The organism is Mesorhizobium sp. B2-1-1 (assembly GCF_006442975.2).
Taxonomy (GTDB): domain Bacteria; phylum Pseudomonadota; class Alphaproteobacteria; order Rhizobiales; family Rhizobiaceae; genus Mesorhizobium.
This window is the reverse complement of the sequence record NZ_CP083954.1, coordinates 1,741,206-1,762,936: the sequence shown is the minus strand read 5'-3', so window position 1 is coordinate 1,762,936 and position 21,731 is coordinate 1,741,206. Positions and strand designations below refer to the sequence as shown.

Genomic DNA, 21,731 nt, shown 5'->3' with positions numbered 1-21,731 from the left:
TGAAGTGGTGAACGCGTCCTGGCGCTCCAGCGATATCGTCAGTCGTAAGGGGTAACAGGTTGGCCGACGAAACGGCTCGCCGCCGGTAAACGCATTCTACCCCTGCGGCTCGACCGCCTTGAGGGTCACGCCTTCTTTACGAACTCGGTTTTGAGCACGAGGCCCTTCACTTGCCTGGTACTGCATTCGATCTCACCGGGATTACCGTTAAGGCGAATGTTCTTCACCAACGTGCCCCGCTTGATCGTCTCCGAAGTGCCCTTGACCTTGAGGTCCTTGATCAGCGTAACGGAATCGCCGTCACTCAACTGAGCGCCGTTGCTGTCGCGCACCATTACATCGTCCGGCATGCCATCTCCTGTGATCGGGATTACCACTACCAGATCACCAGGAATTCCAAAACCGGGTCGTGTGCGGACAGCTGCTTTTTTAATCGTGCAAGCCGGTCGGCAAGGTTGATGACCCTGCCCTCCTACGCTGAAGCTTCGGAGGGCATCCTGCTTCGCGTCGTCGATTGAGCCAATCCTGCGAAGCTCGAAGAGCGAAGCAGGATGGCGGAGAGAGCGGGATTCGAACCCGCGTTACGGTTTCCCGTAAACACACTTTCCAGGCGTGCGCCTTCAACCACTCGGCCACCTCTCCGTCCTTGCCTTTCGCGCCGGCCGGTTTCGCCGCGCGGGTTGGGGAGATGCTCTCCCTTTGGGCTGCGGAACTTCCGCACCGGGCGCCGCCAACCAGCGGACTCCCTGCCCGCACCTGAGCCGTCAAAGCAACAGGCGCGGGGCTCATCTAGTCGATCCGGCGCCGAATGCCAAGCCATAACGGCGGTCAATTCGCTTTGCCGGCCAAACGGCGTTCATGGGGGCCGCCGGCACATCCGTTTGGAGTCCCGCCACTTCAATCGCTGCTTGATGACGTGCACGGGCAAGGCTGCGAGGCCAGCCGCGCTTGACTTCGTCCCGAGCGGCCTGTCGAGTGTCCGAAAGGCTTTGCGGGGGGCATCGTCGCAACATGACGTCAAGCAGCGGAATTCCGGGCGGTACGCCTGGCAACGGACAGCCACCCGCCGAGGGAAATGTCCCGGCCCGACATCCGGACAGCGGACTTTCCTACGTCCCGGTGGGCTGGCTCGTTATCGTCATGGCCCTGTCGGTCTATTGGCTGGCGTCGGCCTTGTGGCTGGTGGGGAGTTCAGGCCTGCCGGACGCCGTTTTCTATTTCCTCTTCAGCGGGCTCGTCGCCGACGTCATCACCATCCTATGGGGACTTTACCTGCTCGGCCTCGCCTTCGGCCGTTCGGCGCGCTTCCCCAGCCACTTCACCATCTGGCAGGCCGCCACGATCATATGGCTGCTGGCAAGTCACGCTTACGCACTTGCCGTGCCGGGCTTCGTCTTCTCCGCCAGAAGCCTGGCCATCACCGCCGCCGAGATCGCCATCGGCCTGCTTTGCATCTACCTGTTGCGCCGCGGCTCCGGCGCCGAGACCGTTTATGCCAAGCCGCGAGCCGAAGCGCCGTCGGTCTTCGTTTCCATTGTCGCCGCGCTGCTCGGCATCATCCTCGGCGCGGTCGTCGGCTCGGTGGGCGGTTTCCTGGCCGGTTCGCTCATCGCCGATGTCACCGACGTGAGTTGCTTTGAGGGTGCGTGCGGCTACTTCGCCGCATTCATCGGCCTGGCCGGGCTGGTGGTCGGCGCCATTGCCGGCGGCATTCTCGCCGTCTGGCTCGCCAACCGGCGCAAGCGCAGGCCGGCCGGCTAGGCTGCGTCGGCCGCGATTCAATTCGCGTGCCGTGATTGCGAATAGGGCCTGCGCGCTCTATTTCTCGTTCGGAACACCGCCGGAGATCCTCGGGAGGATGTTGAGGATCGGCCAGGGGAAAGGTCTTTGATGTTTCGCTTTGTCTTTCGTCTCGCGGCCATGGTCGCGCTGTCGATTTCGGTCATCATGGCGGTGCTTGACACGACACGCACTGTGGCCGCCTCGGCACTGGTGCTGACCCCGCTCAATGCGAGCTGGCTGGCCGTGTCGCCCGACACGCGCGCCGCCTTTGAAAGCTTCGTTCGCGCCAAGGCCGGCCCGCTGCTATGGGACGGCGCCATCGCCTGGGTGCTCAACCAGCCGGGCTTTGCCGTGTTCGCGGTGCTTGCCTTGCTGCTCTACGCCATCGGCTACAGGCGGCAGCGGCGCACGGGGCAATTCGCCTGAAGGGCACGGGCATCGCACCCCGCCATGCTTTTCCAAAAGGTCAAAATTCCACGTGAATTTTGTTTCGGGCCGTGCCAGATTGCCGCTGAGCGGGAGGGGAATATACACTCCTGGCTGACGTCGCGCGCATGCCGGAGAACCGGGCAGGCGGGCGGGCGTAACGGAAAAAAATAACCGACAGGGTGTGGATCACATGAAACGTATCGTTCTCGGCCTTCTGGCCGCAACTGCAATGGTTCTTCCGGCTTTCGCCGCGGATGTGCAGCCGGCAATCCTTTATGATCTCGGCGGCAAGTTCGACAAATCCTTCAACGAGGCGGCCTACCATGGCGCCGAAAAGTTCAAGACAGAGACCGGCGTCCCCTATGTCGAGTTCGAGGTCTCCAACGCTTCGCAACGCGAGCAGGCGTTGCGCCGCTTCGCCGAGGACGGCCACAACCCGATCGTCATGGCCGGCTTCGCCTGGGAGGATGCACTGAAGAAGGTCGCGACCGAATATCCCGATCTCAACTTCGCCATCATCGACGATGCCGTCGACCTGCCCAATGTCCGCTCGCTCGTATTCAAGGAGAATGAAGGCTCCTATCTCGTCGGCATCATGGCGGCGATGGCCTCCAAGACGAAGAAGGTGAGCTTTGTCGGCGGCATGGACATTCCGCTGATCCGCAAGTTCGAATGCGGCTATGTCGGCGGCGCCAAATCGGCAGGCGCGACCGACGTCATCCAGAACATGACCGGCGACACGCCGGCCGCCTGGAACGACCCGGCCAAGGGCGGCGAGATCGCCAAGACGCAGATCGACCAGGGTTCCGACGTGGTCTATGCGGCCGCGGGCGGCACCGGCGTCGGTGTGCTGCAGGCGGCGGCTGATGCCGGCAAGCTCGGCATCGGTGTCGATTCCAACCAGAACGGCCTCCAGCCCGGCAAGGTCCTGACCTCGATGCTGAAGCGCGTCGACGTTGCCGTCTACACCGCCTTCATGGACGGCAAGAACGGCACCTTCAAGGGTGGCGTCGAAAATCTCGGCCTCAAGGAAGGCGGTGTCGACTACGCCATGGACGATAACAACAAGGCGCTGGTTACCGACGAGATGAAGGCGGCGGTCGAGAAGGCCAAGGCCGACATCATCGCCGGCAAGGTCGAGGTGCACGACTACACCGCCGACAACGCCTGCCCGTATTGATCTGCCAAACCGACAGCAAACCGCCGGGCATGGTCCCGGCGGTTTTGTTTTGGAAGTCGCTGCCGGGTAGACGCAGACGTCTCGCAAGAAACACGACCCCAGGCCAATGGTGCAGTTGACAGTCGAACCCATGAACGAACGTGACATTGCAGCGGTGGCGCGATTGCGCGTTGCCGCCTTTTTCACGGGCACCGGACGAACGCTGGACGACGACGTGGCCGGACTTCGTAAACTGCTGCACGGCGACGGCTTCGAAACGGCGTTCGTGGCCCGGATCGGCGACGTGCCGGTCGGGACCTGCCTGCTGGTCCGCGACGAACTCGAACCGGCGCATGATCTGACACCATGGCTGGCCGGCCTGGCCATCGCTCCCGAGCACCAGCACCGAGGGATCGGCACTGCGCTGGTCAGGGCAATCGAAGCTCATGCCACATCGCTCGGCGTGGAGGCGCTTTATCTCTACACGTGGGAGGCGCGCGATTTCTACATGAGGCTTGGTTGGAGGGTCGTCGAGCCGTTCAGGCAGAACGGGGAGCCGATGGCGCTGATGTCGCGCCAATGTGGGCTATAGCTTTCCCGCCAGATAACCCAATGCGAAAGCCACGACCAGTCCAATGGCGACCGCAAGTCCGCGCCGGTCGCCGAGAGAATAGAAGCCGACATCATGCGGCTTGGCGGGGCCCCGGATCACCGGTTTAGCGTCCTCAAGACCGACAGCGCGCATCTGCGGCAAGTCGCCGATGCGCTGCGTGATCTGCCGCCAGCGCTCCGCGCCACCGGCGGCTTCGGTGCGGTCGAAAATATGCAGGTGCTCAGCAAGCTGGACCACGGCATCGCGAAAGGCTGGATCGATCTCCAGATCGCGCTCGGCCCGTTCGCGCTCTGCATCGTTCATCAGGCCAAGCACGTAGTCGCCGGCTCTTGCGATGCGATCGCTGGCCATCGCTCGACTTCCCTCCCCTACCAGTGCGGCGGCTTAGTCACCGGCACGTCGGGTGCCGCCTGTTCCTCCAGCGCCAGGAAGCGGTCGGTCAGCGCGTCGAGCTTGCGCTGCATGCGCTCGATCACCTTCCACTGCTCGGCGATCTGGCCGGACAGTTCCTCGATGGTCTTCTCCTGCTCGGCGGAGCGGATCTCCAGCGTCGTCAGCCGGTCGGCGGGCATGGTCATGCGAAGTCCTCAGGCGTTGCGCCGCAGCGTCAAATCGGCTTGCCCATATTAGCGAATATGAGAGCTTCGGCCACGTTCCAAATTGACAAGCGCGCCGGGATTTGTCGAGAGTGGACGCTGCTCCGACCAATTGGCACGGGCGGAGCGTCATGCTAGGCATTTTGACCAAGCGATAAAAAAATAAGAGTGGGACAGGCTGCATGGCGCATGCCGCGATCGAACTGGCTGCAATCGAACTGATCGGCATCAACAAGAGTTTTGGCGCCGTGCGCGCCAACCGCGACATCAACCTGGAAATCGCGCGCGGCACCATCCACGGCATCGTCGGCGAAAACGGCGCCGGCAAGTCGACGCTGATGTCGATTCTGTATGGCTTCTACCAGGCCGACAGCGGCGAGATCCGCGTCGGCGGCAAGCCGGCATCGATAAGCACGCCCAACGATGCGATCGCGCTCGGCATCGGCATGGTGCACCAGCATTTCATGCTGGTCGACAATTTCTCGGTCCTGGAGAACGTCATCCTGGGCGCCGAAAGCGACGCCTTGCTGAAGAAAAGCATCGCCAAGGCGCGTTCCGAACTGGAGCGGCTGGAGCGTGAATACGGCCTCGAGGTCGATCCCGACGCCATCGTCGAGGAATTGCCGGTCGGCCTGCAGCAGCGCGTCGAGATCCTCAAGGCGCTTTATCGCGGCGCCGAGATCCTGATCCTCGACGAGCCGACGGGCGTGCTGACGCCGGCCGAGGCCGACCACCTCTTCCGCATCCTCAAGCAATTGAAGGAGCAGGGAAAGACGGTGGTGCTGATCACCCACAAATTGCGCGAGATCATGGCCATCACCGACACGGTTTCGGTGATGCGCCAGGGCACGATGGTGGCGACCAGGGAAACGAAGAAGACCACCGTCGCGGAACTGGCCGAGCTGATGGTCGGGCGCCGCGTGCTCTTGCGGGTGGAGAAGGGCGAAGCGGAAGCCGGCGCGGTAAAACTCGCGGTCAAGAACCTGACGGTCAAGGATTCCCGCGGCGTCACCATGGTCGACGACATCTCCTTCGACCTGCGCGCCGGCGAGATCGTCGGCATCGCCGGTGTCGCCGGCAACGGCCAGTCCGAACTGCTCGAGGCGATCTCCGGCATCAGGCACGCCGTTTCCGGTTCGGTGATGCTCGAGGGCAAGCCGATCGATCTCACCGGCAAGGCCGATCCCGGCGAACTGCGCGACCGCGGCCTCGCCCATGTGCCTGAGGATCGCCATCATGTCGGGCTGGTGCTGGCCTTCGAGGAGAACGAGAATTCCATCCTCGGCTACCATGACGATCCCCGCTACCTCAGAGGACCTTTCCTCAACATCGATGCCATCGTTGCCGATGCCAAGGACAAGATCGAGAAATACGACATCCGCCCCGGCAATCCACGGCTGAAGACCGCCAACTTCTCCGGCGGCAACCAGCAGAAGATCGTGCTCGCGCGCGAAATCGAACAGGACCCCGGCGTTCTCATCGTCGGCCAGCCGACGCGCGGCGTCGACGTCGGCGCCATCGAGTTCATCCACAAGCGCCTGATCGCCATGCGCGACCAGGGCAAGGCCGTGCTGGTCGTGTCGGTCGAGCTCGATGAGATCCGCTCGCTCTCCGACCGCATCCTGGTCATGTTTGCCGGCCGCATCGTCGGCGAACGCGGGCCGGAGGCGAGCGAGGGCGAGCTCGGCCTTCTGATGGCGGGTGTTGAGCGCCAGGAGGCGGCGCAATGAGCACGCCCTATGCCAAATTGCCGGCCTGGGCCGACTATGGGCTGATCCCGCTGATCAATCTGTCTGTGGCCTTCATCGTCGCGGGCTTCGTCGTGCTTCTGGTCGGCGAGAACCCGTTCCGTGCCGCCGTCATCTTGGTCGAGGGCGCCTTCGGCAAGGGAACAGGTATCGCCTTTACCCTCTTCTATGCCACCACCTTCATCTTCACCGGACTTTCGGTGGCGGTAGCAGCGCATTGCGGCCTGTTCAACATCGGCACCGAGGGACAGGCCTACATCGCCGGCCTCGGCATCGCCATCGTCTGTCTTTCCTTCGACAGCGTGCTGCCATGGTGGCTGACATTTCCGCTGGCCATCGTGGCTTCGGCGGCCGTCGGCGCCTTGTGGGCGCTGATCCCCGCCTATCTGCAGGCCAGGCGCGGCTCGCACATCGTCATCACCACCATCATGTTCAACTTCATCGCCGCTTCGATCATGGTCTACCTGCTGGTCGGCCCGTTGAAACCGGCAGCCTCGCAGGCGCCGCAGACGCGCAACTTCCTGGCGGGCGCGGAATTGCCGAAACTCAACTGGGTCATCGAGCTGTTCGGCGCCAAGATCCGCTCGGCACCGCTCAACATCTCCTTCCTGCTCGCGCTGCTCATGGCCTTCCTGGTCTGGCTGCTGATCTGGCGCACCAGGCTCGGCTATGAGATGCGCACCTACGGCCACAGCCCAAAGGCGGCGCGCTATGCCGGCATTTCCGAAACCCGCATCATCATCACCGCCATGATGATCTCGGGTGCGCTCGCCGGCATGATGGCGCTCAACCCGGTGATGGGCGACCAGCACAATGTCGCGATCGACTTCGTCAGCGGCGCCGGTTTCGTCGGCATCGCCGTGGCGCTGATGGGTCGCCTGCACCCTGTCGGCATCGTGCTGGCGGCCATCCTGTTTGGCATGCTCTACCAGGGCGGCGCCGAACTCGCCTTCGAGATGCCTGCGATCAGCCGCGACATGATCGTGATCATTCAAGGGTTGGTCATCCTGTTCGCCGGTGCTCTCGAACACATGTTCAGGCCTTACATCCAGGCGCTGTTCGCCTCGCTCAGCCCGAGGTCGGTCGGCATGGAAGCGGTCAAGGGAAAAGGCGCCTGAGATGGACACCTTCAACGCCATCGTCCAGACGCTGGACTCCACCATCCGCCTCTCGGTGCCGCTGCTGTTCGCCTGCCTGGCCGGCCTCTATTCGGAACGCGCCGGCATCTTCGACATCGGCCTCGAAGGCAAGATGCTGGTCGGCGCTTTCGCCGGTGCGGCGGCGGCCTCCGTGTTCCATTCGGCCTTTCTCGGTCTCGGCATGGCGGTCGTGATCTCGGTCGCGTTCGCCATGATCCACGGCTTCGCCTCGATCACCCATCGCGGCAACCAGATCGTCTCCGGCGTGGCGATCAATTTCATCGCCGCCGGATCGACCATCATCCTTGGCCAGGCATGGTTTCAGCAGGGCGGGCGCACCCCGGCGCTGCAGCCGGGCGAGCGGTTCGAAGCGATCATCTGGCCCGGCGCCGAAGCTGTCCGAGGCGTGCCGATCCTCGGGCCGATCTACGCGGAACTGATCTCCGGCCATTCCATACTGGTCTATCTCGCCTTCGCGATGGTGCCTTTCACCTGGTGGGTGCTGTTTCGCACGCGCTTTGGGCTGCGGCTGCGCGCGGTCGGCGAAAACCCGGCCGCCGTGGACACCGCCGGCATCTCGGTCGCCTGGCTGCGCTACAGGGCGCTGATCTGCACCGGCATCCTGACCGGCGTCGCCGGCGCCTATCTGTCGATGGTGCAGAATGGCGGCTTCGTGAAGGACATGACCGCCGGCAAGGGCTACATCGCGCTGGCCGCATTGATCTTTGCCAAGTGGAAGCCGGTCAACGCCATGTTCGCCTGCCTGCTGTTCGGCTTCCTCGACGCCCTGTCGATCCGCCTGCAAGGCTCGCCGCTGCCGCTCATCGGCAAGGTGCCGGTGCAGTTCATGCAGGCCCTGCCCTATATTCTCACCGTCATCCTGCTCGCCGGTTTCATCGGCAAGGCGATCCCGCCGCGCGCCGGCGGCGTGCCTTATGTCAAGGAACGCTGAGGATCGAGGGCGCGACGCAAAAGGCGCGCCGGCTTATGGACAAGATCATCGGAGAGAACACCGAAATGTCGCATGAATTATTCGAAGCGGCGAAGGCTGCCATGGCCAAGGCCTATGCCCCCTATTCGAAATTTCCGGTCGGTGCCGCACTTCGCACCGAGGACGGGCGCGTCTTCACGGGCGCCAATATCGAGGTCGCCTCCTATCCGGAAGGCTGGTGCGCCGAGACGACGGCGCTCGGCCATTACATCATGGGCGGCGGCGGCAAGATCATGGAAATCGCCGTCCTTGCCGAGCGCATGGCCAAATGCTCGCCTTGCGGCGGCTGCCGGCAGCGGCTGGCCGAATTCTGCCGTCCGGAAACGAAACTCTATCTCTGCGACAATGCCGGCGTCGCCGAAACCGTGACCATGGGCGACATGCTGCCTTACGGCTTTCGCGGCGACATGCTGAAATGAAGGAAGCGCTCGACCATCTGATCGAACGGCTGGACGGCCTGGCGCCGACCACGGCGCTGGTGCTGGGCTCTGGCCTGGGAGGGCTGGTCAGCCAGGTCGAGAACCCGATCCGTGTTTCCTATGCCGATCTGCCCGGCTTTCCCAGAAGCGGCGTTTCCGGCCATGCCGGAGAGGTGGTGGTCGGGCTGCTTGCCGGCACGCCGGTGCTGATGCTGTCGGGCCGCGCCCACTATTACGAGCACGGCAACGCGGCGGCGATGCGGCCGGTGCTGGAGGTGCTCGCCGGCACCGGCATCACCAAGCTGATCCTCACCAATGCCGCCGGCTCGGTCGATCCGGAGATGGGGTCGGGTTCGGTGATGCTGATATCGGACCACATCAATTTCTCCGGCACCAACCCGCTGATCGGCGAGCCGAGCGATCGCCGTTTCGTCGGCCTGACCGAAGCCTACGATGCCGGCATCCGCAAGGCGATCGAACAGGCGGCGAAGGCGACCGGCACGGCGCTGCACAAGGGCGTCTACATGTGGTTCTCCGGCCCGTGCTTCGAAACGCCGGCCGAGATCCGCATGGCGCGCATCATGGGTGCCAACGCGGTCGGCATGTCGACCGTGCCGGAAGTCATCCTTGCCCGCTTCCTTGGCCTGCGTGTCGCCGCCTGCTCGATCATCACCAATCTTGCCGCCGGCATGACCGGAGCCGAGCTTTCGCACCAGGAGACCAAGGATATGGCCCCGGTCGGCGGCGCGCGGCTGGCGACGATCCTGAAGCGTGTGTTCCGCGACGGACTGTTGGAGAACTGATGCTTCCGCAGGAAATCATCCGCCACAAGCGTGACGGCCACAGACTGCCGGCGCGCGAAATCGCCGACTTCATCGCTGGCGTAACCGATGGCGCCGTCACCGATGGCCAGGTCGCGGCTTTCGCCATGGCGGTGTTCTTCAACGGCATGGGCCGCGACGAGGCCGTGGCGTTGACATTGGCCATGCGCGATTCCGGCGACGTGCTCGACTGGTCGGACCTGCCCGGCCCGGTCACGGACAAACACTCGACAGGCGGCGTCGGCGACAACGTCTCGCTGATGCTGGCGCCGATCGTCGCTGCCTGCGGCGCTTATGTGCCGATGATATCCGGCCGCGGCCTCGGCCACACCGGCGGCACGCTGGATAAAATGGATTCCATCCCCGGCTACGCCAGCCAGCCCGACATCACGCTGTTTCGCAAGGCGGTGCTAGAGGCGGGTTGCGCCATCATCGGCCAGACCGCGGACCTCGCGCCGGCCGACCGCCGGCTCTATGCCATCCGTGACGTGACCGGAACCGTGGAGTCGGTGCCGCTGATCACCGCCTCGATCCTGTCGAAGAAACTGGCGGCAGGCCTGGGGTCGCTGGTGCTCGACGTCAAGGTCGGCAATGGCGCCTTCATGGAGAAGTCGCGCGACGCGACGGCGCTCGCCAACAGCCTGGTCGAAGTCGCAAGCGGCGCCGGATTAAAAGTTTCGGCGTTGATCACCGGCATGAACGAACCGCTGGCGTCGGCCGCCGGCAATGCGGTCGAGGTGCGCAACGCCGTCGATTTCCTGACCGGCCGCCTTCGCGACCGGCGCCTGGAGGATGTGACGCTGGCGCTCGCCGCCGAAATGCTGCAGGCGGCGGGTCTGGTGCCGTCCAACCAGGACGGCATGCGGCGGGCCACCGAAACGCTTGCCAGCGGCCGCGCCGCCGCCACCTTCGCGCGCATGGTGACGGTGCTCGGCGGCCCCGCCGATTTCATTGACAAGCCGGAACGATATTTGCCCGTTGCGCCAACGGAACACGCGGTGAGAGCGATCGCGGACGGCTTCGTCACCGGCATTGCCACGCGTGATATCGGCCTTGCCGTGGTCGGGCTGGGCGGCGGCCGCACCCGGCCAGACGACAAGGTCGACCCGGCGGTCGGCATCACCAGGCTGTTGCCGGTCGGCGCCGAGGTTCGAGCTGGCGAGCCGCTGGCGCTGGTCCATGCCCGCTCGGTGTCCGACGCCGAAGCCGCGGCGGCAACGGTGCTTTCGGCCTATGCGATCGGCGCTTCCAAGCCGCCTGCCGACAAGTCGGTCATCCGGCGCATCCTGCCGCGTGGCTGATATGACCCAGCCCCGAACGGCCGTGCCCGCTCACTGGACAAGAAGCAGCGTGCCGTTTTCGGCCTGATATTTGCCCAGCCGATTGAGAAAGCTCATGCCGATCAAATTGGTGTGCAGCGCCTTGTCGTCGAGCACGATGGCCTGCACGTCGTTGACGGTGATGCTGCCGATCTGCAAGCGGTCGATCATCACCACCGCCGCCTTGATCGTGCCGTTGGCCGTGTTGACCTCATGACTGAAATCCGACGGGTTCAGCGACAATCCGATCCTGCGCGCCGTCGAGGTGTTGACGGCGACCAGTGTCGCTCCTGTATCGATCATGCCATCGATCTGGCGTCCGTTCAGTTTGAAGGCCGACGAGAAATGCCCTCGCGCGTCGGCCGTGACGACAACCTTGCGGCCCATCGGCAACGGCGCCACCGGCTTGTCGGGAGCCGCTGCCAAGGCGACCTCCGGACGGGCGTCGGCCGCTGGCTTGGCCGTCACCGCCGTTTTCAGCAGGCTTTCGAACATCTGCGGATTCGACTGATAGACAATCGGGATGGATGCCGATGTACCGGCAAAGACGCTGAGGATAAGTAGCTTGCGCAGCATGGATCGGCCCCGGCGCATGACCCCGAAAATCGGGATCGATTTCGGAAAGGATCACGCGCAAATCAAAGTGCCGCAGCGTCCGACAGGACGCACGGCGCTGTCGTGAAGGCCGATCCTTAACGCCGGGATGGTGTTTGCCGTTTTAACGCCGCTCGAAACCGCGCCGTTGCGTAAACTTTCGGTAAATCACTTTGTCCCGTACATGCGGTCGCCGGCGTCGCCGAGGCCGGGCATGATGTAGCCCTTCTCGTTGAGCTGGCGATCGATGGAAGCCGTGAAGACGGGAACGTCGGGATGTGCCTTGGTGAAGCGCTCGATGCCTTCGGGCGCCGCCAGCAGGCACAGAAAGCGGATGTTGGTGGCGCCGCGCCCCTTCAGCTTGTCGATCGCCGCGATGGCGGAATTGGCGGTGGCCAGCATCGGATCGACGACGATGACCAGCCGGTCGGCAAGGTCGCTCGGCGCCTTGAAGAAATATTCGACCGCCTCCAGCGTCTCATGGTCGCGATAGAGGCCGACATGGGCGACGCGGGCCGCCGGAACCAGGTCGAGCAGGCCTTCGAGCAAGCCATTGCCGGCGCGCAGCACCGAGGCGAAGACCAGCTTCTTGCCTTCCAGCGTCGGCGCCTCCATCGTTTCGATCGGCGTTTCGATGGTCGTCGTCGTGAGTTCGAGATTGCGTGTCACCTCATAGCCGAGCAGCAGCGAGATCTCGCGCAGCAGCCGCCGGAAACCGGCCGTCGATGTCTCCTTCTTGCGCATGATGCTCAGCTTGTGCTGGACAAGCGGGTGGTCGACGACGGTGACGCCCTTCATGATGTGCTCCGACGTGGTTCGTGGTGAGTAGCCAATAGTGAGTAGTGAATAGTGAGCCGATTTGCGAGTCCCGATGCGCGCTCCGCCAAACTGCTCACTGCTGGCCACTCCCTGTCCACCCAGCCTTCATTCACCTGGCCTTCGCATCCAGCCGGCTGAGCAGCGTTGCCTTGGTCTTCCTGTCGACGAAAGCGGCCTCGATGGCCGTTCGGGTAACGGCCGCCAGCGCCTTCTCGTTCATCGAGAAATACTCGGCCGCAATGTCGTATTCGCGTTTCAGCGAGGTCCAGAAATAGGGCGGATCATCCGAGTTGAGCGTCACCTTGCAGCCGGCCGCTAGCAGGGCGGGGAACGGGTGGGCGGCGAAACTGTCGAACACTTTCAACGCAATGTTGGAGCCGGGACAGCATTCCAGCACCACGCCCTCATCGGCGATGCGCCGGACAAGATCGGGGTTTTCGATGGCGCGCACGCCATGGCCGATGCGCGACGGGCGGATGTGATCGAGCGCCGCCTGGACCGTCTCCCACCCCGTCAGTTCGCCTGCATGGACGGTAATGCCGAGCCCGGCCTCGCGGGCGATTTCGAATGCCCTGACGTAGTCCTCCATCTCGCCGACCCTCTCGTCGCCGGCGACACCGAAGCCGGTTACCAGCGGATGTCCGCAGCGCGCGGCAAAGCGCGCTGCCTGCTCGATGGACTCGACGCCGGCATGGCGCACGCCGGTGACGATCATGCGGCCCTCGATGCCGGTCTTGGCCTTGGCGCGGGCCATGCCTTCGCCGAGCGCGTCAGTATAGGCCTTGGGCGACAGGCCCGCCTTCATGGCATGATCCGGCGAGGTGAAGACCTCTGAGTAGATGGCGCCGTCACGAGCCAGGCTGGTCAGATAATGGTCAGCCAGCCGCGCATAGTCTTCCTCGGTCCGGAACAGGTCGGAGGCGAAATCATAGGCGGCGAGAAAAGAGGTGAAATCGTGCCAGACGAAAGAGCCGTTCTGGATATAGGGCGAGATGTCCTTGCCGTATTTCTGCGCCTGTCGGATGACGAGTTCCGGTGCCGCTGCCCCTTCGATGTGGCAGTGCAGTTCCGCTTTCAAAGGCATTCAAACATCCCGTCGGTCAGTCCAGGTCTCGAAACCCGCCACCTGGAAGCGCGGCCGAACACCGCGCCTTAAACAATAGCGCCCGCACCATCGATCGGCTATGGTCCCGCCGGTTTTATGACGGATCAAAAAAATGTCAGTTGAGAGAACCACGGCCGCCGGCGGCATGGAAACCTCCTATGGTTTCAAGCGTGTAGGGGCAGGCGACAAGCAGCCCCTGGTCAACGATGTTTTCCACAAGGTCGCCAACCGCTACGATCTGATGAACGACCTGATGTCGGGCGGCCTGCACCGGCTGTGGAAGGACGCCATGGTAGCCTGGCTCAATCCGCCGAAGCGGCCGGGCTGGTGCGTGCTCGATGTCGCCGGCGGCACCGGCGACATCGCCTTTCGCATCGTCGATGCCAGCCATGGGCATGCTCATGCCACCGTGCTCGACATCAACGGCTCGATGCTCGCCGTCGGTCGCGACAGGGCGCAAAAGAAAGGCATGTCCGGCAACACCGATTTCGTCGAAGCCAATGCCGAGGAACTGCCGTTCGCGGACGCCACCTTCGACGCCTACACCATCGCTTTCGGCATCCGCAACGTTCCCAGGATCGACGTCGCCCTCAGCGAAGCGTTGCGCGTGCTGAAGCCGGGCGGGCGGTTCCTGTGCCTGGAATTTTCCGAGGTCGAGATGCCGTTGCTCGACAGGGTCTACGAGGCCTGGTCGTTCAAGGCCATTCCGAAGATCGGCAAGGCCGTCACCGGCGACGGCGAGCCTTATTCCTATCTGGTCGAGTCGATCGCGAAATTCCCCAACCAGGCGAATTTTGCTTCCATGATAACCCGCGCGGGCTTCGATCGGGTCTCGTTCCGCAACTATTCCGGCGGCATCGCCGCGCTTCATTCGGGCTGGAAACTTTGAGGCAGGCCCGGGCATGAGCACCGTCAGCGCTGGATTTCGGCTCATGCGGGCCGGCTGGGTGCTTGTGCGCGAGGGCGTCGTCGCCGCTTTGCCCGGCGAGGAACTGTCCGGCCTGCCGAAATTGGGCTGGCGGCTGGCGCGGCTGTTTACCCGCCGCCGCGCGCTCGCCTATGAGCGCAGCGATCGGCTGGCCAAGGCGGTGGTCCGGCTCGGGCCGTCCTATGTCAAGCTTGGCCAGTTTCTGGCGACACGACCCGATGTCGTCGGCAACGACGTGGCGCTCGATCTCGCCATGCTGCAGGACAAGATGCACACCTTCCCGACTGCCGAGGCGGTGGCGGCCATCGAGGGCTCGCTCGGGCGCAAGCTCGGCGACCTCTACACGCGGTTCGGCGACCCGGTCGCCGCGGCCTCCATCGCCCAGGTCCATGCCGCTGAAACCGTCGATGGCGGCGTCGCCAGGAAGGTAGCGGTCAAGGTGATCCGGCCGGGCGTGCGCCGCCGCTTCTTCCAGGATCTCGAAAGCTATTTCCTCGCCGCCCGCCTGCAGGAGAAATACATCCCCTCCTCACGCCGGCTGCGGCCCGTGGAGGTGACCGAGACGCTGGCGCAGACCACCAAGATCGAGATGGACCTGCGCCTCGAGGCGGCCGCGCTTTCCGAACTTGGTCAAAGCACCAGGGAGGATCCGGGCTTTCGCGTCCCCTCCGTCGACTGGGAGCGCACCGGCCGCGACGTGCTGACCATGGAATGGGTCGACGGCATCAAGATGAACGACATCGCCGGACTCGCCGCCGCTGGACACGATCTGAGGGCAATCGCGGCCAACCTCATCCAGTCGTTCTTGCGCCATACGCTGCGCGACGGCTTCTTTCACGCCGACATGCATCCGGGCAACCTGTTCGTCGAGGCTGATGGCACGATCGTCGCGGTCGATCTCGGCATTGCCGGCAGGCTCGGCAAGAAGGAGCGCCGGTTTCTCGCCGAAATCCTCTATGGCTTCATCACGCGCGACTATCTGCGCGTCGCCGAGGTTCATTTCGAGGCCGGCTACGTGCCGCGCCAGCACAATGTCGCGGCCTTCGCCCAGGCGATCCGCGCCATTGGCGAGCCGATCCATGGCCAGCCGGCCGAGACCATTTCCATGGCCAAGCTTCTGACGCTGCTGTTCGAGGTGACCGAACTCTTCGACATGGCGACGCGGCCCGAACTGATCCTCCTGCAGAAAACCATGGTGGTGGTCGAGGGCGTGGCGCGCACGCTCGATCCGGCCTTCAACATGTGGAAGACCGCCGAACCCGTGGTCAGCGGCTGGATATCAGGAAATCTCGGTCCAAGCGGCCTGCTGGCCGACGCCCGCGACGGCGGCAAGGCGATGCTGACGCTGATCCGCCAAGCCCCCGAGTTGGCAGCGCGCACCGAGCGGCTGTCGCGCGAGATCGACCTGATGGCCGAACATGGTCTGCGCTTCGACGAGGCGACGGCCCGCGCCATCGGCAAGGCCGAAGCGCGCTACAACCGCTCCGGCCGCGTGGCGCTTTGGGTGATAGCCCTGACGCTGGTCTATATAGCCTGGAAGCTGCTCTGAGTGACTGCAATGACAGCGATGCTGTCATTGCAGTCGAAAGGCGGGATAGCTATATTGTGCGCAGGAGTGCGACTATGGCCAGGATTACTGTCCGGAATCTGGAAGATCATGTCATGCAGCGATTGCGTGAACGCGGTGCTGCGCGCGGCGTTTCCATGGAGCAGGAGGCGCGGGATGTGCTCGCGGCATCAGTTGGGCTTCCGACCACGAAAGGCTTCGATGGCGGACGCCTGACATTTAAGGACGAGGCCAAGGTTCAACCAATGGCAGGCAGGCAAAGTTAGCAATGGGTACCCTGACCATTCGTAATCTCGACGAGGATTTGAAACAAAGACTGCGCGAGCGGGCTGCCCGTCATGGTGTGTCGATGGAGCAGGAGGCAAGAAGTCTGCTGCTCAAGGAAGTGGCGCCCACCTTCAAAGGTGCCGAGGATTTCGTTACGGCGGAGGAGATCCTCGAATTCGGCCGGCAGCTGCAAAAAGTAGATTTTGATCAGAAGAAACTCGCTGATGATCTCTGGTCCTCCATGACCCTCTCCGGCAAGCGCATCCTGCTCATCATCGGCGGCGGCATCGCCGCCTACAAGGCACTCGACCTGATCCGCCGTCTGCGTGAAAGGGGTGCGGCGGTGCGCGTGGTCATGACGTCGGCTGCGCGGGAATTCGTCACCACGCTGTCGGCCGGTGCGCTCTCGGCAGACCATGTCTTTACCGATCTCTTCGATCGTAATGACGAGCACGATGTCGGCCATATCAGGCTGTCGCGCGAGGCCGATCTGCTGGTCGTGGCGCCCGCCACCGCCAACCTGATGGCCAAGCTCGCCAACGGCCACGCCAATGATCTTGCCTCCACCGTGCTCCTGGCCACCGACAAGCCGGTGTTGATGGCGCCGGCCATGAACCCCAGGATGTGGGCGCATCCGGCGACGCGGCGCAACCGTGCGGCGCTGCACAAGGATGGCATCACCTTTGTTGGCCCCGCCAAAGGCGAGATGGCCGAGAGCAACGAGGCTGGCGAAGGCCGCATGGCCGAGCCGCTGGAGATCGTCGCCGCCATCGAGGCGCTGCTCGATACCGGATCCAAGCCGCTGGCCGGCAAGAAGATCATCGTCACGTCTGGCCCGACGCACGAGCCGATCGACCCCGTTCGCTACATCGCCAACCGATCGTCGGGAAAGCAGGGCCATGCCATAGCGGCGGCATTGGCCAGGCTCGGCGCCGACGTGAGGCTGGTCTCCGGTCCCGTCAGCATCGCCGATCCGGCTGGAGTGAAAACCATCCACGTCGAGCGGGCACAGGAAATGCGCGATGCCGTGGAACAGCTTCTACCGGCCGATGCGGCGGTATTCGTCGCCGCCGTCGCCGATTGGCGCACCGACAGCCCAGCCGGCGAGAAGATCAAGAAAGCGCCGGGCGAAGGCCCGCCGGTGCTGCGCATGATCGAGAACCCCGACATCCTTGCGGGCGTCGGGCATCACAAGCAGCGGCCGGCGCTGGTGGTCGGCTTCGCCGCCGAGACGCAGGACCTTTTGCGCAACGCCGAAGCCAAGCTGAGGAAGAAGGGCGCCGACTTCATTGTCGCCAACGACGTGTCGCAGACCAGCGGCGTCGGCCCATCCGGTGTGATGGGCGGCGACCGCAACCGTGTTCGCATCGTCTCGAAGACCGGCGTCGAGGAATGGCCCGAGATGAGCAAGGACGAAGTGGCGACCCGGCTCGCCACCCTGATCGCGGAACGGCTGAAAACGACTGCAGCGTGACGAGCTGGACCGTCGGAATTCCTAAAACAAAGGCTTAGCGCAAGCTAGCGATTCTGTGGAACGCTGAACCGCTAGTCGGCAAGAAGCTCGGCCGTCCGGGCAAGCGCACTTCCGAAGCCATTGAGCGGGATGGAGAAGCTAACCGCTTGCCCCGTATCCGCCGCGAAGGCATCGACCTTCAAGGTGGTGCCCGCCTTGAGCACGGGGACGACGTTGGCATCGAACGCCACCGGCACCAGGCAGCCGACGGCTTGGCAAGTGTTGAACTGCAGGCTGCCGTCCAGCTTCTGGTCGTCGATCGTCAGGGTGACGCCCTTGGCGAGCGCCAGGCCGAACGGCAAAGCGAGCGTACCGGTCGCGTCTTCGCCCGTCCTGCTCGACAGCTCTATCGCCAGCAGACGCTGGTTGCTTTGCTTGTTGAACTGCTGGTGTGACAGGCTGCATGCCTTGGCCGCGCCCGATATCTGGCAGTTGACCGCCCAGTCGCCATGGGTTTCGGACAGGGCCGATGCGCCGCCGGGCAACTGTGGCTGGTTGGCGGCGGGCGCGGCCGCCGCTTTGTCGCCTTTTGTCTGCGCCGCCGCGGCCGGCAGACCGGCGATGCAGGCAGCCCCCAGCATCGCCAGCAGATACGCATGCTTCCTCATAAGGACCCCTTTTGCCCGGCTCCATCCCTGAGCCAGCTGGAAGCTGACCCTGAGGGACGCACTGTCGGCGTTCTGTTTGACCGTTTCCTCGAAGGCGCCGTTGCATCCAACGGACATGCCGACGCCGTTGACGCCATGGAATTTGGAGGCCGGCGTCAACCCGATAGAGCGGTGAATCGACCGCTTCCGTCAAGTGCGATGCGGGCGGCGGGGCAGATTCTCCTCCGCCGCGAAGGGGGCGGGATCACGCGATTTCCTGTTAATCGGCACTCTGGCGTGGCACGAGGGGACAAACGCACTATATGTAGAGTGAATTTTGTTTGTGCGGGAATGAGCAGATGTTGGCGCTTCGGCCATCAACGGTTTTCATGACGGCGGCATTGGCAGCCTCGACGCTGGCGGGCATCCGTCTGCCTGCTTCCGCGCAGGTGCTCATTCCCTCCGTCGACAACAACGCGTTGATCCAGCAGAACGATCTGCAGGCCTTGCAAAACCGTGTCCAGCGGCAGCAGTTTCAGCAACAGCAGCAACAGAATCGGGCTCAGGACCGGGTGATCGTGCAACAGCCGCCGCCCATCGTGCCGCGGGTCAGGCCGAACTGCCAGACCCAGATAATCGGCAACACCGCCGTAAGCACCTGCCGCTGAGGCGGGCTTCCCTTTTATTTAGCCGACTTACATGGTAGGGGCGTTCCGGTGCCCTTGCGGCAGTTTGGGTTTTGCAACGACACCGCGTCACGGTATGGGCACTGCACCGACTGGATTTTACGAATGGCAGCCACCAAGAAAAAGGCCGTGCGCAAGGCCAAGAAGGGCGAGACGATCCGCCAGGTCGCGGCTATCCCTTTTCGGCTGGACCAGCGCGGCGACATCGAGGTGATGCTGGTCACCTCGCGCACCACCAGGCGCTTCATCGTACCCAAGGGCTGGCCGATGAAAGGCAAGAGCGGACGCAAGGCGACCACCATCGAGGCGCAGGAAGAAGCGGGCGTGCTCGGCAAGACCCTGAAGCAGCCAGCGGGCACCTATTCCTATTGGAAGCGGCTGGCCAACCGGTTCGTGCGCGTCGATGTCATCGTCTATCTGTTGGAAGTAACGCAAGAGCTTGCCGACTGGCAGGAAGCCAAACGGCGGCAACGGGCCTGGCTGGCGCCGGCCGATGCGGCCATGCTCATCGACGAACCCGAACTTTCGACGCTGGTAAGGACCTTGAAGCTTCCCCAGCCGGCACAAATCGGCCCTACGTAAAGGCCTCACGCCCCGGCGCCGTCCTCTTCGGGGAGCGGTCGCACTGGCGTCCCGGCATAGGCCCACAGCCATTCGCGTGGCAGCGGACCTTTGTTCCGCTCGGCTTGCTGGGATTGTTCCCAGGCATGCGCCAGGATGCCGACCGAGCGCGACAGCACGAAAAGCCCCCGCGTTAGCGGTGGCGGAAAGCCGAGCTCGCCGTAAATGACGGCGGTCGCGCCATCGATGTTGAGCGGTATCTTTTTGCCCTTGCGCCGCGCGACCTCCGCCTCGATCGCCTCGGCGATATCGGCGAAGCGGCCATTGATCACGCCGCGCGCGGCAAACTCCCGAGTCAGTTCCATCAGGCGCGGCGCGCGCGGGTCGACCGGATGGAAGCGATGGCCCAGCCCCGGCACGTAGCCCTTTTCCCCGGCAAAGAATCGATCAAGCCGCCCCGAGACAGCCTCTTTCAGCGTCGTGCCGCCATCGAGCGCCGCGGCAATGTCGCCATAGAAGGCAAGCGCCTGCTCGCCGGCGCCGCCATGGACGTCGCCAAGCACGTTGATGGCCGAAGCCATGGCGCTGTTGATGCCGACACCGCAGGTCGCCGCCATGCGGGCGATAGCGATCGACGGCGCCTGCGGCCCGTGGTCGACTGCGGCGCCCAGCGCAATGCCGAGCAGCGCGGCCTGTTCCTCGCTGGGCAATTCGCCGCGCAGCATCAGCCAGATGACAGCCGGGAAGCTGACGCGGCCGATCAGGTCCTGGATTTCATAGCCGCGCAGCCGGATGACGCCCGGCCGCATTTCGATGATGCCGGTCTGCCACCACTCCTCTGCACGCTCGCGGCCCGTCTTTTGCTCACTCATATCGTCTTTTGCTCGTTCATGTGAGTGCCTTTGTCTTCGCTCGGGGCGACAGGCCGGCGAAAACTTCGTCCATGTGCTCGCCCAGGGCCGGTGGCGGGGAGGCCGGCAATGGAGCCGTACCATCGACCATGAAGCCGCCGCGCAGAACCGTCAGCGGTCTCTCCATGTCAGCCACGCCGTCGAAAGCCCTGGTCATCTGGCGCTCCAGCACCTGCGGTTCGGCCAGCACTTGCGGGATCGTCAGCACCCTGCCCGCCGGCACCCCGGCGCGGTTCAGTTTTTCTTCCCACGCAGCCGCCGGGCCATTCGCCAGGGCCCCCTCGATCTCGATCTTCAGCGCCGCACGGTTCCGCTTGCGCGTCTCGCGCTCGGCAAAGCGTGGATCCGACGCCAGCTCCGGCCGTTCGATAAGCCGGCAAAGCGTTACGAACTGCTCCTGCTTGTTGGCGGCGATGTTGAGCAGACCGTCGCCGGTGCGAAAGGCGCCCGACGGTGCCGCCGTCATGTTCTCATTGCCCATCGGCTTGGGATCGACCCCGGCCGTCAGATAGTTGGAAACCGGCCAGCCAAGCGCCGACAATGTGCATTCAAGCATCGACACGTCGAGAAAAGCACCCTCGCCGCTCGTCTTCTGCCTTACCAGCGCCGAGACGATGGCGAAGGCCCCGACCAGTCCGCCCAGCGTGTCGGCGACGGGATAGCCGACCCGCAAGGGTGCCGTCTCCGGCGTGCCGGTGATGCTCATAATGCCCGAAAGGCCCTGGATGATCTGGTCATAGGCCGGATTGTCGCGCATCGGCCCGGTCTGGCCAAAGCCCGATATCGCGCAGTAGACAAGGCTGGGGCGAACCGCCTTCAGCGCCTCGTAACCGAGGCCAAGCCGGTCCATGACGCCGGGGCGGAAGTTTTCCACCAGCGCATCGGCGCTGGCGACCAGGTCGAGGAAGCGTTCGCGCTCGGCTTCCTTCTTGAGGTCGAGCACGACGGAGCGTTTGCCGGCATTCTGAGCCAGGAACGAAGCTCCCATGCCGGCCTGGTTGAGTTCCGGCGAACCGCCGAGCTGTCGCGCCAGGTCGCCGCCTTGCGGCGCCTCGACCTTGATGACGTCGGCGCCGAGCAGCGCCAACTGGTAGGCGCAGTAGGGCCCGGCCAGGACGTTGGTCAGGTCGAGCACGCGAATGCCGGAAAGCAGGTCTGTCATGTCACTTCAAATCGA

General features: G+C 64.1%; 25 protein-coding genes and 1 tRNA gene. 16 read left to right on the top strand and 10 right to left on the bottom strand.

The window, feature by feature from the left end:
• Window positions 1–125: 125 nt before the first annotated feature.
• Together FJ972_RS08620 and FJ972_RS08615 are read right to left on the bottom strand one after the other, a co-directional pair.
• Window positions 126–350, bottom strand: a complete 225-nt coding sequence (locus FJ972_RS08620; RefSeq protein ID WP_140513729.1) for an alkylphosphonate utilization protein — start codon at window positions 348–350, stop codon at window positions 126–128.
• Between the two features lie 202 nt (window positions 351–552).
• A tRNA-Ser gene (locus FJ972_RS08615) sits at window positions 553–642 on the bottom strand.
• 369 nt (window positions 643–1,011) lie between these two features.
• Between FJ972_RS08615 and FJ972_RS08610 the strand changes: the two genes are divergently transcribed.
• From FJ972_RS08610 to FJ972_RS08595, 4 genes are all read left to right on the top strand, one after another.
• Complete coding sequence (locus FJ972_RS08610; RefSeq protein WP_224518923.1) at window positions 1,012–1,761, top strand: hypothetical protein; 750 nt, start codon at window positions 1,012–1,014, stop codon at window positions 1,759–1,761.
• Window positions 1,762–1,890: 129 nt separating this feature from the next.
• The gene (locus tag FJ972_RS08605) at window positions 1,891–2,208 is read left to right on the top strand and encodes a hypothetical protein (RefSeq protein WP_140513730.1); all 318 of its coding nucleotides are present in this window, start codon (window positions 1,891–1,893) and stop codon (window positions 2,206–2,208) included.
• Between the two features lie 193 nt (window positions 2,209–2,401).
• On the top strand, window positions 2,402–3,391 hold the full coding sequence (locus FJ972_RS08600) for a BMP family lipoprotein (protein WP_140496350.1): 990 nt from the start codon (window positions 2,402–2,404) through the stop codon (window positions 3,389–3,391).
• 130 nt (window positions 3,392–3,521) lie between these two features.
• On the top strand, window positions 3,522–3,962 hold the full coding sequence (locus tag FJ972_RS08595; protein WP_224655827.1) for a GNAT family N-acetyltransferase: 441 nt from the start codon (window positions 3,522–3,524) through the stop codon (window positions 3,960–3,962).
• On the opposite strand, the gene FJ972_RS08590 is transcribed toward FJ972_RS08595, so the two are convergent.
• Window positions 3,957–4,334, bottom strand: coding sequence for a hypothetical protein (locus tag FJ972_RS08590; RefSeq protein WP_140496352.1), 378 nt, complete (start codon window positions 4,332–4,334; stop codon window positions 3,957–3,959). The genes FJ972_RS08595 and FJ972_RS08590 overlap by 6 nt on opposite strands.
• 17 nt (window positions 4,335–4,351) lie before the next feature.
• Window positions 4,352–4,561: a SlyX family protein gene (locus tag FJ972_RS08585; protein WP_140513732.1), complete on the bottom strand. Its 210-nt coding sequence runs from the start codon at window positions 4,559–4,561 to the stop codon at window positions 4,352–4,354.
• Between the two features lie 215 nt (window positions 4,562–4,776).
• Between FJ972_RS08585 and FJ972_RS08580 the strand changes: the two genes are divergently transcribed.
• From FJ972_RS08580 to deoA, 6 genes are all read left to right on the top strand, one after another.
• Entirely contained in the window at window positions 4,777–6,309 is a 1,533-nt protein-coding gene (locus FJ972_RS08580) for an ABC transporter ATP-binding protein (RefSeq protein WP_140513932.1), read from the top strand.
• The gene (locus FJ972_RS08575; RefSeq protein ID WP_140496356.1) at window positions 6,306–7,445 is read left to right on the top strand and encodes an ABC transporter permease; all 1,140 of its coding nucleotides are present in this window, start codon (window positions 6,306–6,308) and stop codon (window positions 7,443–7,445) included. Before FJ972_RS08580 ends, FJ972_RS08575 begins: the two co-directional genes overlap by 4 nt.
• Before the next feature lies 1 nt (window position 7,446).
• Complete coding sequence (locus tag FJ972_RS08570) at window positions 7,447–8,418, top strand: ABC transporter permease (protein WP_140522470.1); 972 nt, start codon at window positions 7,447–7,449, stop codon at window positions 8,416–8,418.
• A gap of 65 nt (window positions 8,419–8,483) precedes the next feature.
• Window positions 8,484–8,876 (top strand): cytidine deaminase, encoded by a 393-nt coding sequence (gene cdd / locus FJ972_RS08565; RefSeq protein WP_140522725.1) that lies wholly within the window; start codon window positions 8,484–8,486, stop codon window positions 8,874–8,876.
• Window positions 8,873–9,679: a purine-nucleoside phosphorylase gene (locus FJ972_RS08560; RefSeq protein WP_140522472.1), complete on the top strand. Its 807-nt coding sequence runs from the start codon at window positions 8,873–8,875 to the stop codon at window positions 9,677–9,679. Before cdd ends, FJ972_RS08560 begins: the two co-directional genes overlap by 4 nt.
• Window positions 9,679–10,998 (top strand): thymidine phosphorylase, encoded by a 1,320-nt coding sequence (gene deoA / locus FJ972_RS08555; protein WP_140522474.1) that lies wholly within the window; start codon window positions 9,679–9,681, stop codon window positions 10,996–10,998. Before FJ972_RS08560 ends, deoA begins: the two co-directional genes overlap by 1 nt.
• Before the next feature lie 30 nt (window positions 10,999–11,028).
• Here the strand turns inward: deoA and FJ972_RS08550 are convergent, their stop codons facing one another.
• From FJ972_RS08550 to FJ972_RS08540, 3 genes are all read right to left on the bottom strand, one after another.
• Window positions 11,029–11,592 (bottom strand): TIGR02281 family clan AA aspartic protease, encoded by a 564-nt coding sequence (locus FJ972_RS08550; protein WP_140496364.1) that lies wholly within the window; start codon window positions 11,590–11,592, stop codon window positions 11,029–11,031.
• A gap of 186 nt (window positions 11,593–11,778) precedes the next feature.
• On the bottom strand, window positions 11,779–12,408 hold the full coding sequence (gene upp / locus FJ972_RS08545; RefSeq protein WP_140522476.1) for a uracil phosphoribosyltransferase: 630 nt from the start codon (window positions 12,406–12,408) through the stop codon (window positions 11,779–11,781).
• 130 nt (window positions 12,409–12,538) lie between these two features.
• Window positions 12,539–13,513, bottom strand: a complete 975-nt coding sequence (locus tag FJ972_RS08540; protein ID WP_140513737.1) for an adenosine deaminase — start codon at window positions 13,511–13,513, stop codon at window positions 12,539–12,541.
• Between the two features lie 133 nt (window positions 13,514–13,646).
• Here FJ972_RS08540 and ubiE point away from each other — a divergent pair, with 133 nt between their 5' ends.
• From ubiE to coaBC, 4 genes are all read left to right on the top strand, one after another.
• Entirely contained in the window at window positions 13,647–14,423 is a 777-nt protein-coding gene (ubiE, locus tag FJ972_RS08535) for a bifunctional demethylmenaquinone methyltransferase/2-methoxy-6-polyprenyl-1,4-benzoquinol methylase UbiE (protein ID WP_140522478.1), read from the top strand.
• Window positions 14,424–14,436: 13 nt separating this feature from the next.
• Window positions 14,437–16,011: a 2-polyprenylphenol 6-hydroxylase gene (gene ubiB, locus FJ972_RS08530; protein WP_140522480.1), complete on the top strand. Its 1,575-nt coding sequence runs from the start codon at window positions 14,437–14,439 to the stop codon at window positions 16,009–16,011.
• Window positions 16,012–16,085: 74 nt separating this feature from the next.
• A complete protein-coding gene (locus FJ972_RS08525) occupies window positions 16,086–16,295 on the top strand; it encodes a FitA-like ribbon-helix-helix domain-containing protein (protein ID WP_140496375.1) in 210 nt (69 codons plus the stop codon).
• A gap of 2 nt (window positions 16,296–16,297) precedes the next feature.
• Window positions 16,298–17,770, top strand: coding sequence for a bifunctional phosphopantothenoylcysteine decarboxylase/phosphopantothenate--cysteine ligase CoaBC (coaBC, locus tag FJ972_RS08520; RefSeq protein ID WP_210239841.1), 1,473 nt, complete (start codon window positions 16,298–16,300; stop codon window positions 17,768–17,770).
• A gap of 71 nt (window positions 17,771–17,841) precedes the next feature.
• On the opposite strand, the gene FJ972_RS08515 is transcribed toward coaBC, so the two are convergent.
• Window positions 17,842–18,417 carry an invasion associated locus B family protein gene (locus FJ972_RS08515; RefSeq protein ID WP_140522482.1) on the bottom strand — a complete coding sequence of 192 codons (576 nt, stop codon included), beginning with the start codon at window positions 18,415–18,417 and terminating at the stop codon, window positions 17,842–17,844.
• A gap of 338 nt (window positions 18,418–18,755) precedes the next feature.
• Between FJ972_RS08515 and FJ972_RS08510 the strand changes: the two genes are divergently transcribed.
• Together FJ972_RS08510 and FJ972_RS08505 are read left to right on the top strand one after the other, a co-directional pair.
• Window positions 18,756–19,064 (top strand): hypothetical protein, encoded by a 309-nt coding sequence (locus FJ972_RS08510; RefSeq protein WP_140522484.1) that lies wholly within the window; start codon window positions 18,756–18,758, stop codon window positions 19,062–19,064.
• Window positions 19,065–19,187: 123 nt separating this feature from the next.
• Complete coding sequence (locus tag FJ972_RS08505) at window positions 19,188–19,664, top strand: NUDIX hydrolase (protein WP_140522486.1); 477 nt, start codon at window positions 19,188–19,190, stop codon at window positions 19,662–19,664.
• Window positions 19,665–19,669: 5 nt separating this feature from the next.
• Here FJ972_RS08505 and FJ972_RS08500 read toward each other — a convergent pair whose 3' ends face one another.
• Together FJ972_RS08500 and FJ972_RS08495 are read right to left on the bottom strand one after the other, a co-directional pair.
• Window positions 19,670–20,515, bottom strand: a complete 846-nt coding sequence (locus tag FJ972_RS08500; protein WP_140496383.1) for a citryl-CoA lyase — start codon at window positions 20,513–20,515, stop codon at window positions 19,670–19,672.
• Window positions 20,516–20,531: 16 nt separating this feature from the next.
• Entirely contained in the window at window positions 20,532–21,716 is a 1,185-nt protein-coding gene (locus FJ972_RS08495; RefSeq protein ID WP_140522488.1) for a CaiB/BaiF CoA transferase family protein, read from the bottom strand.
• Window positions 21,717–21,731: the final 15 nt, after the last annotated feature.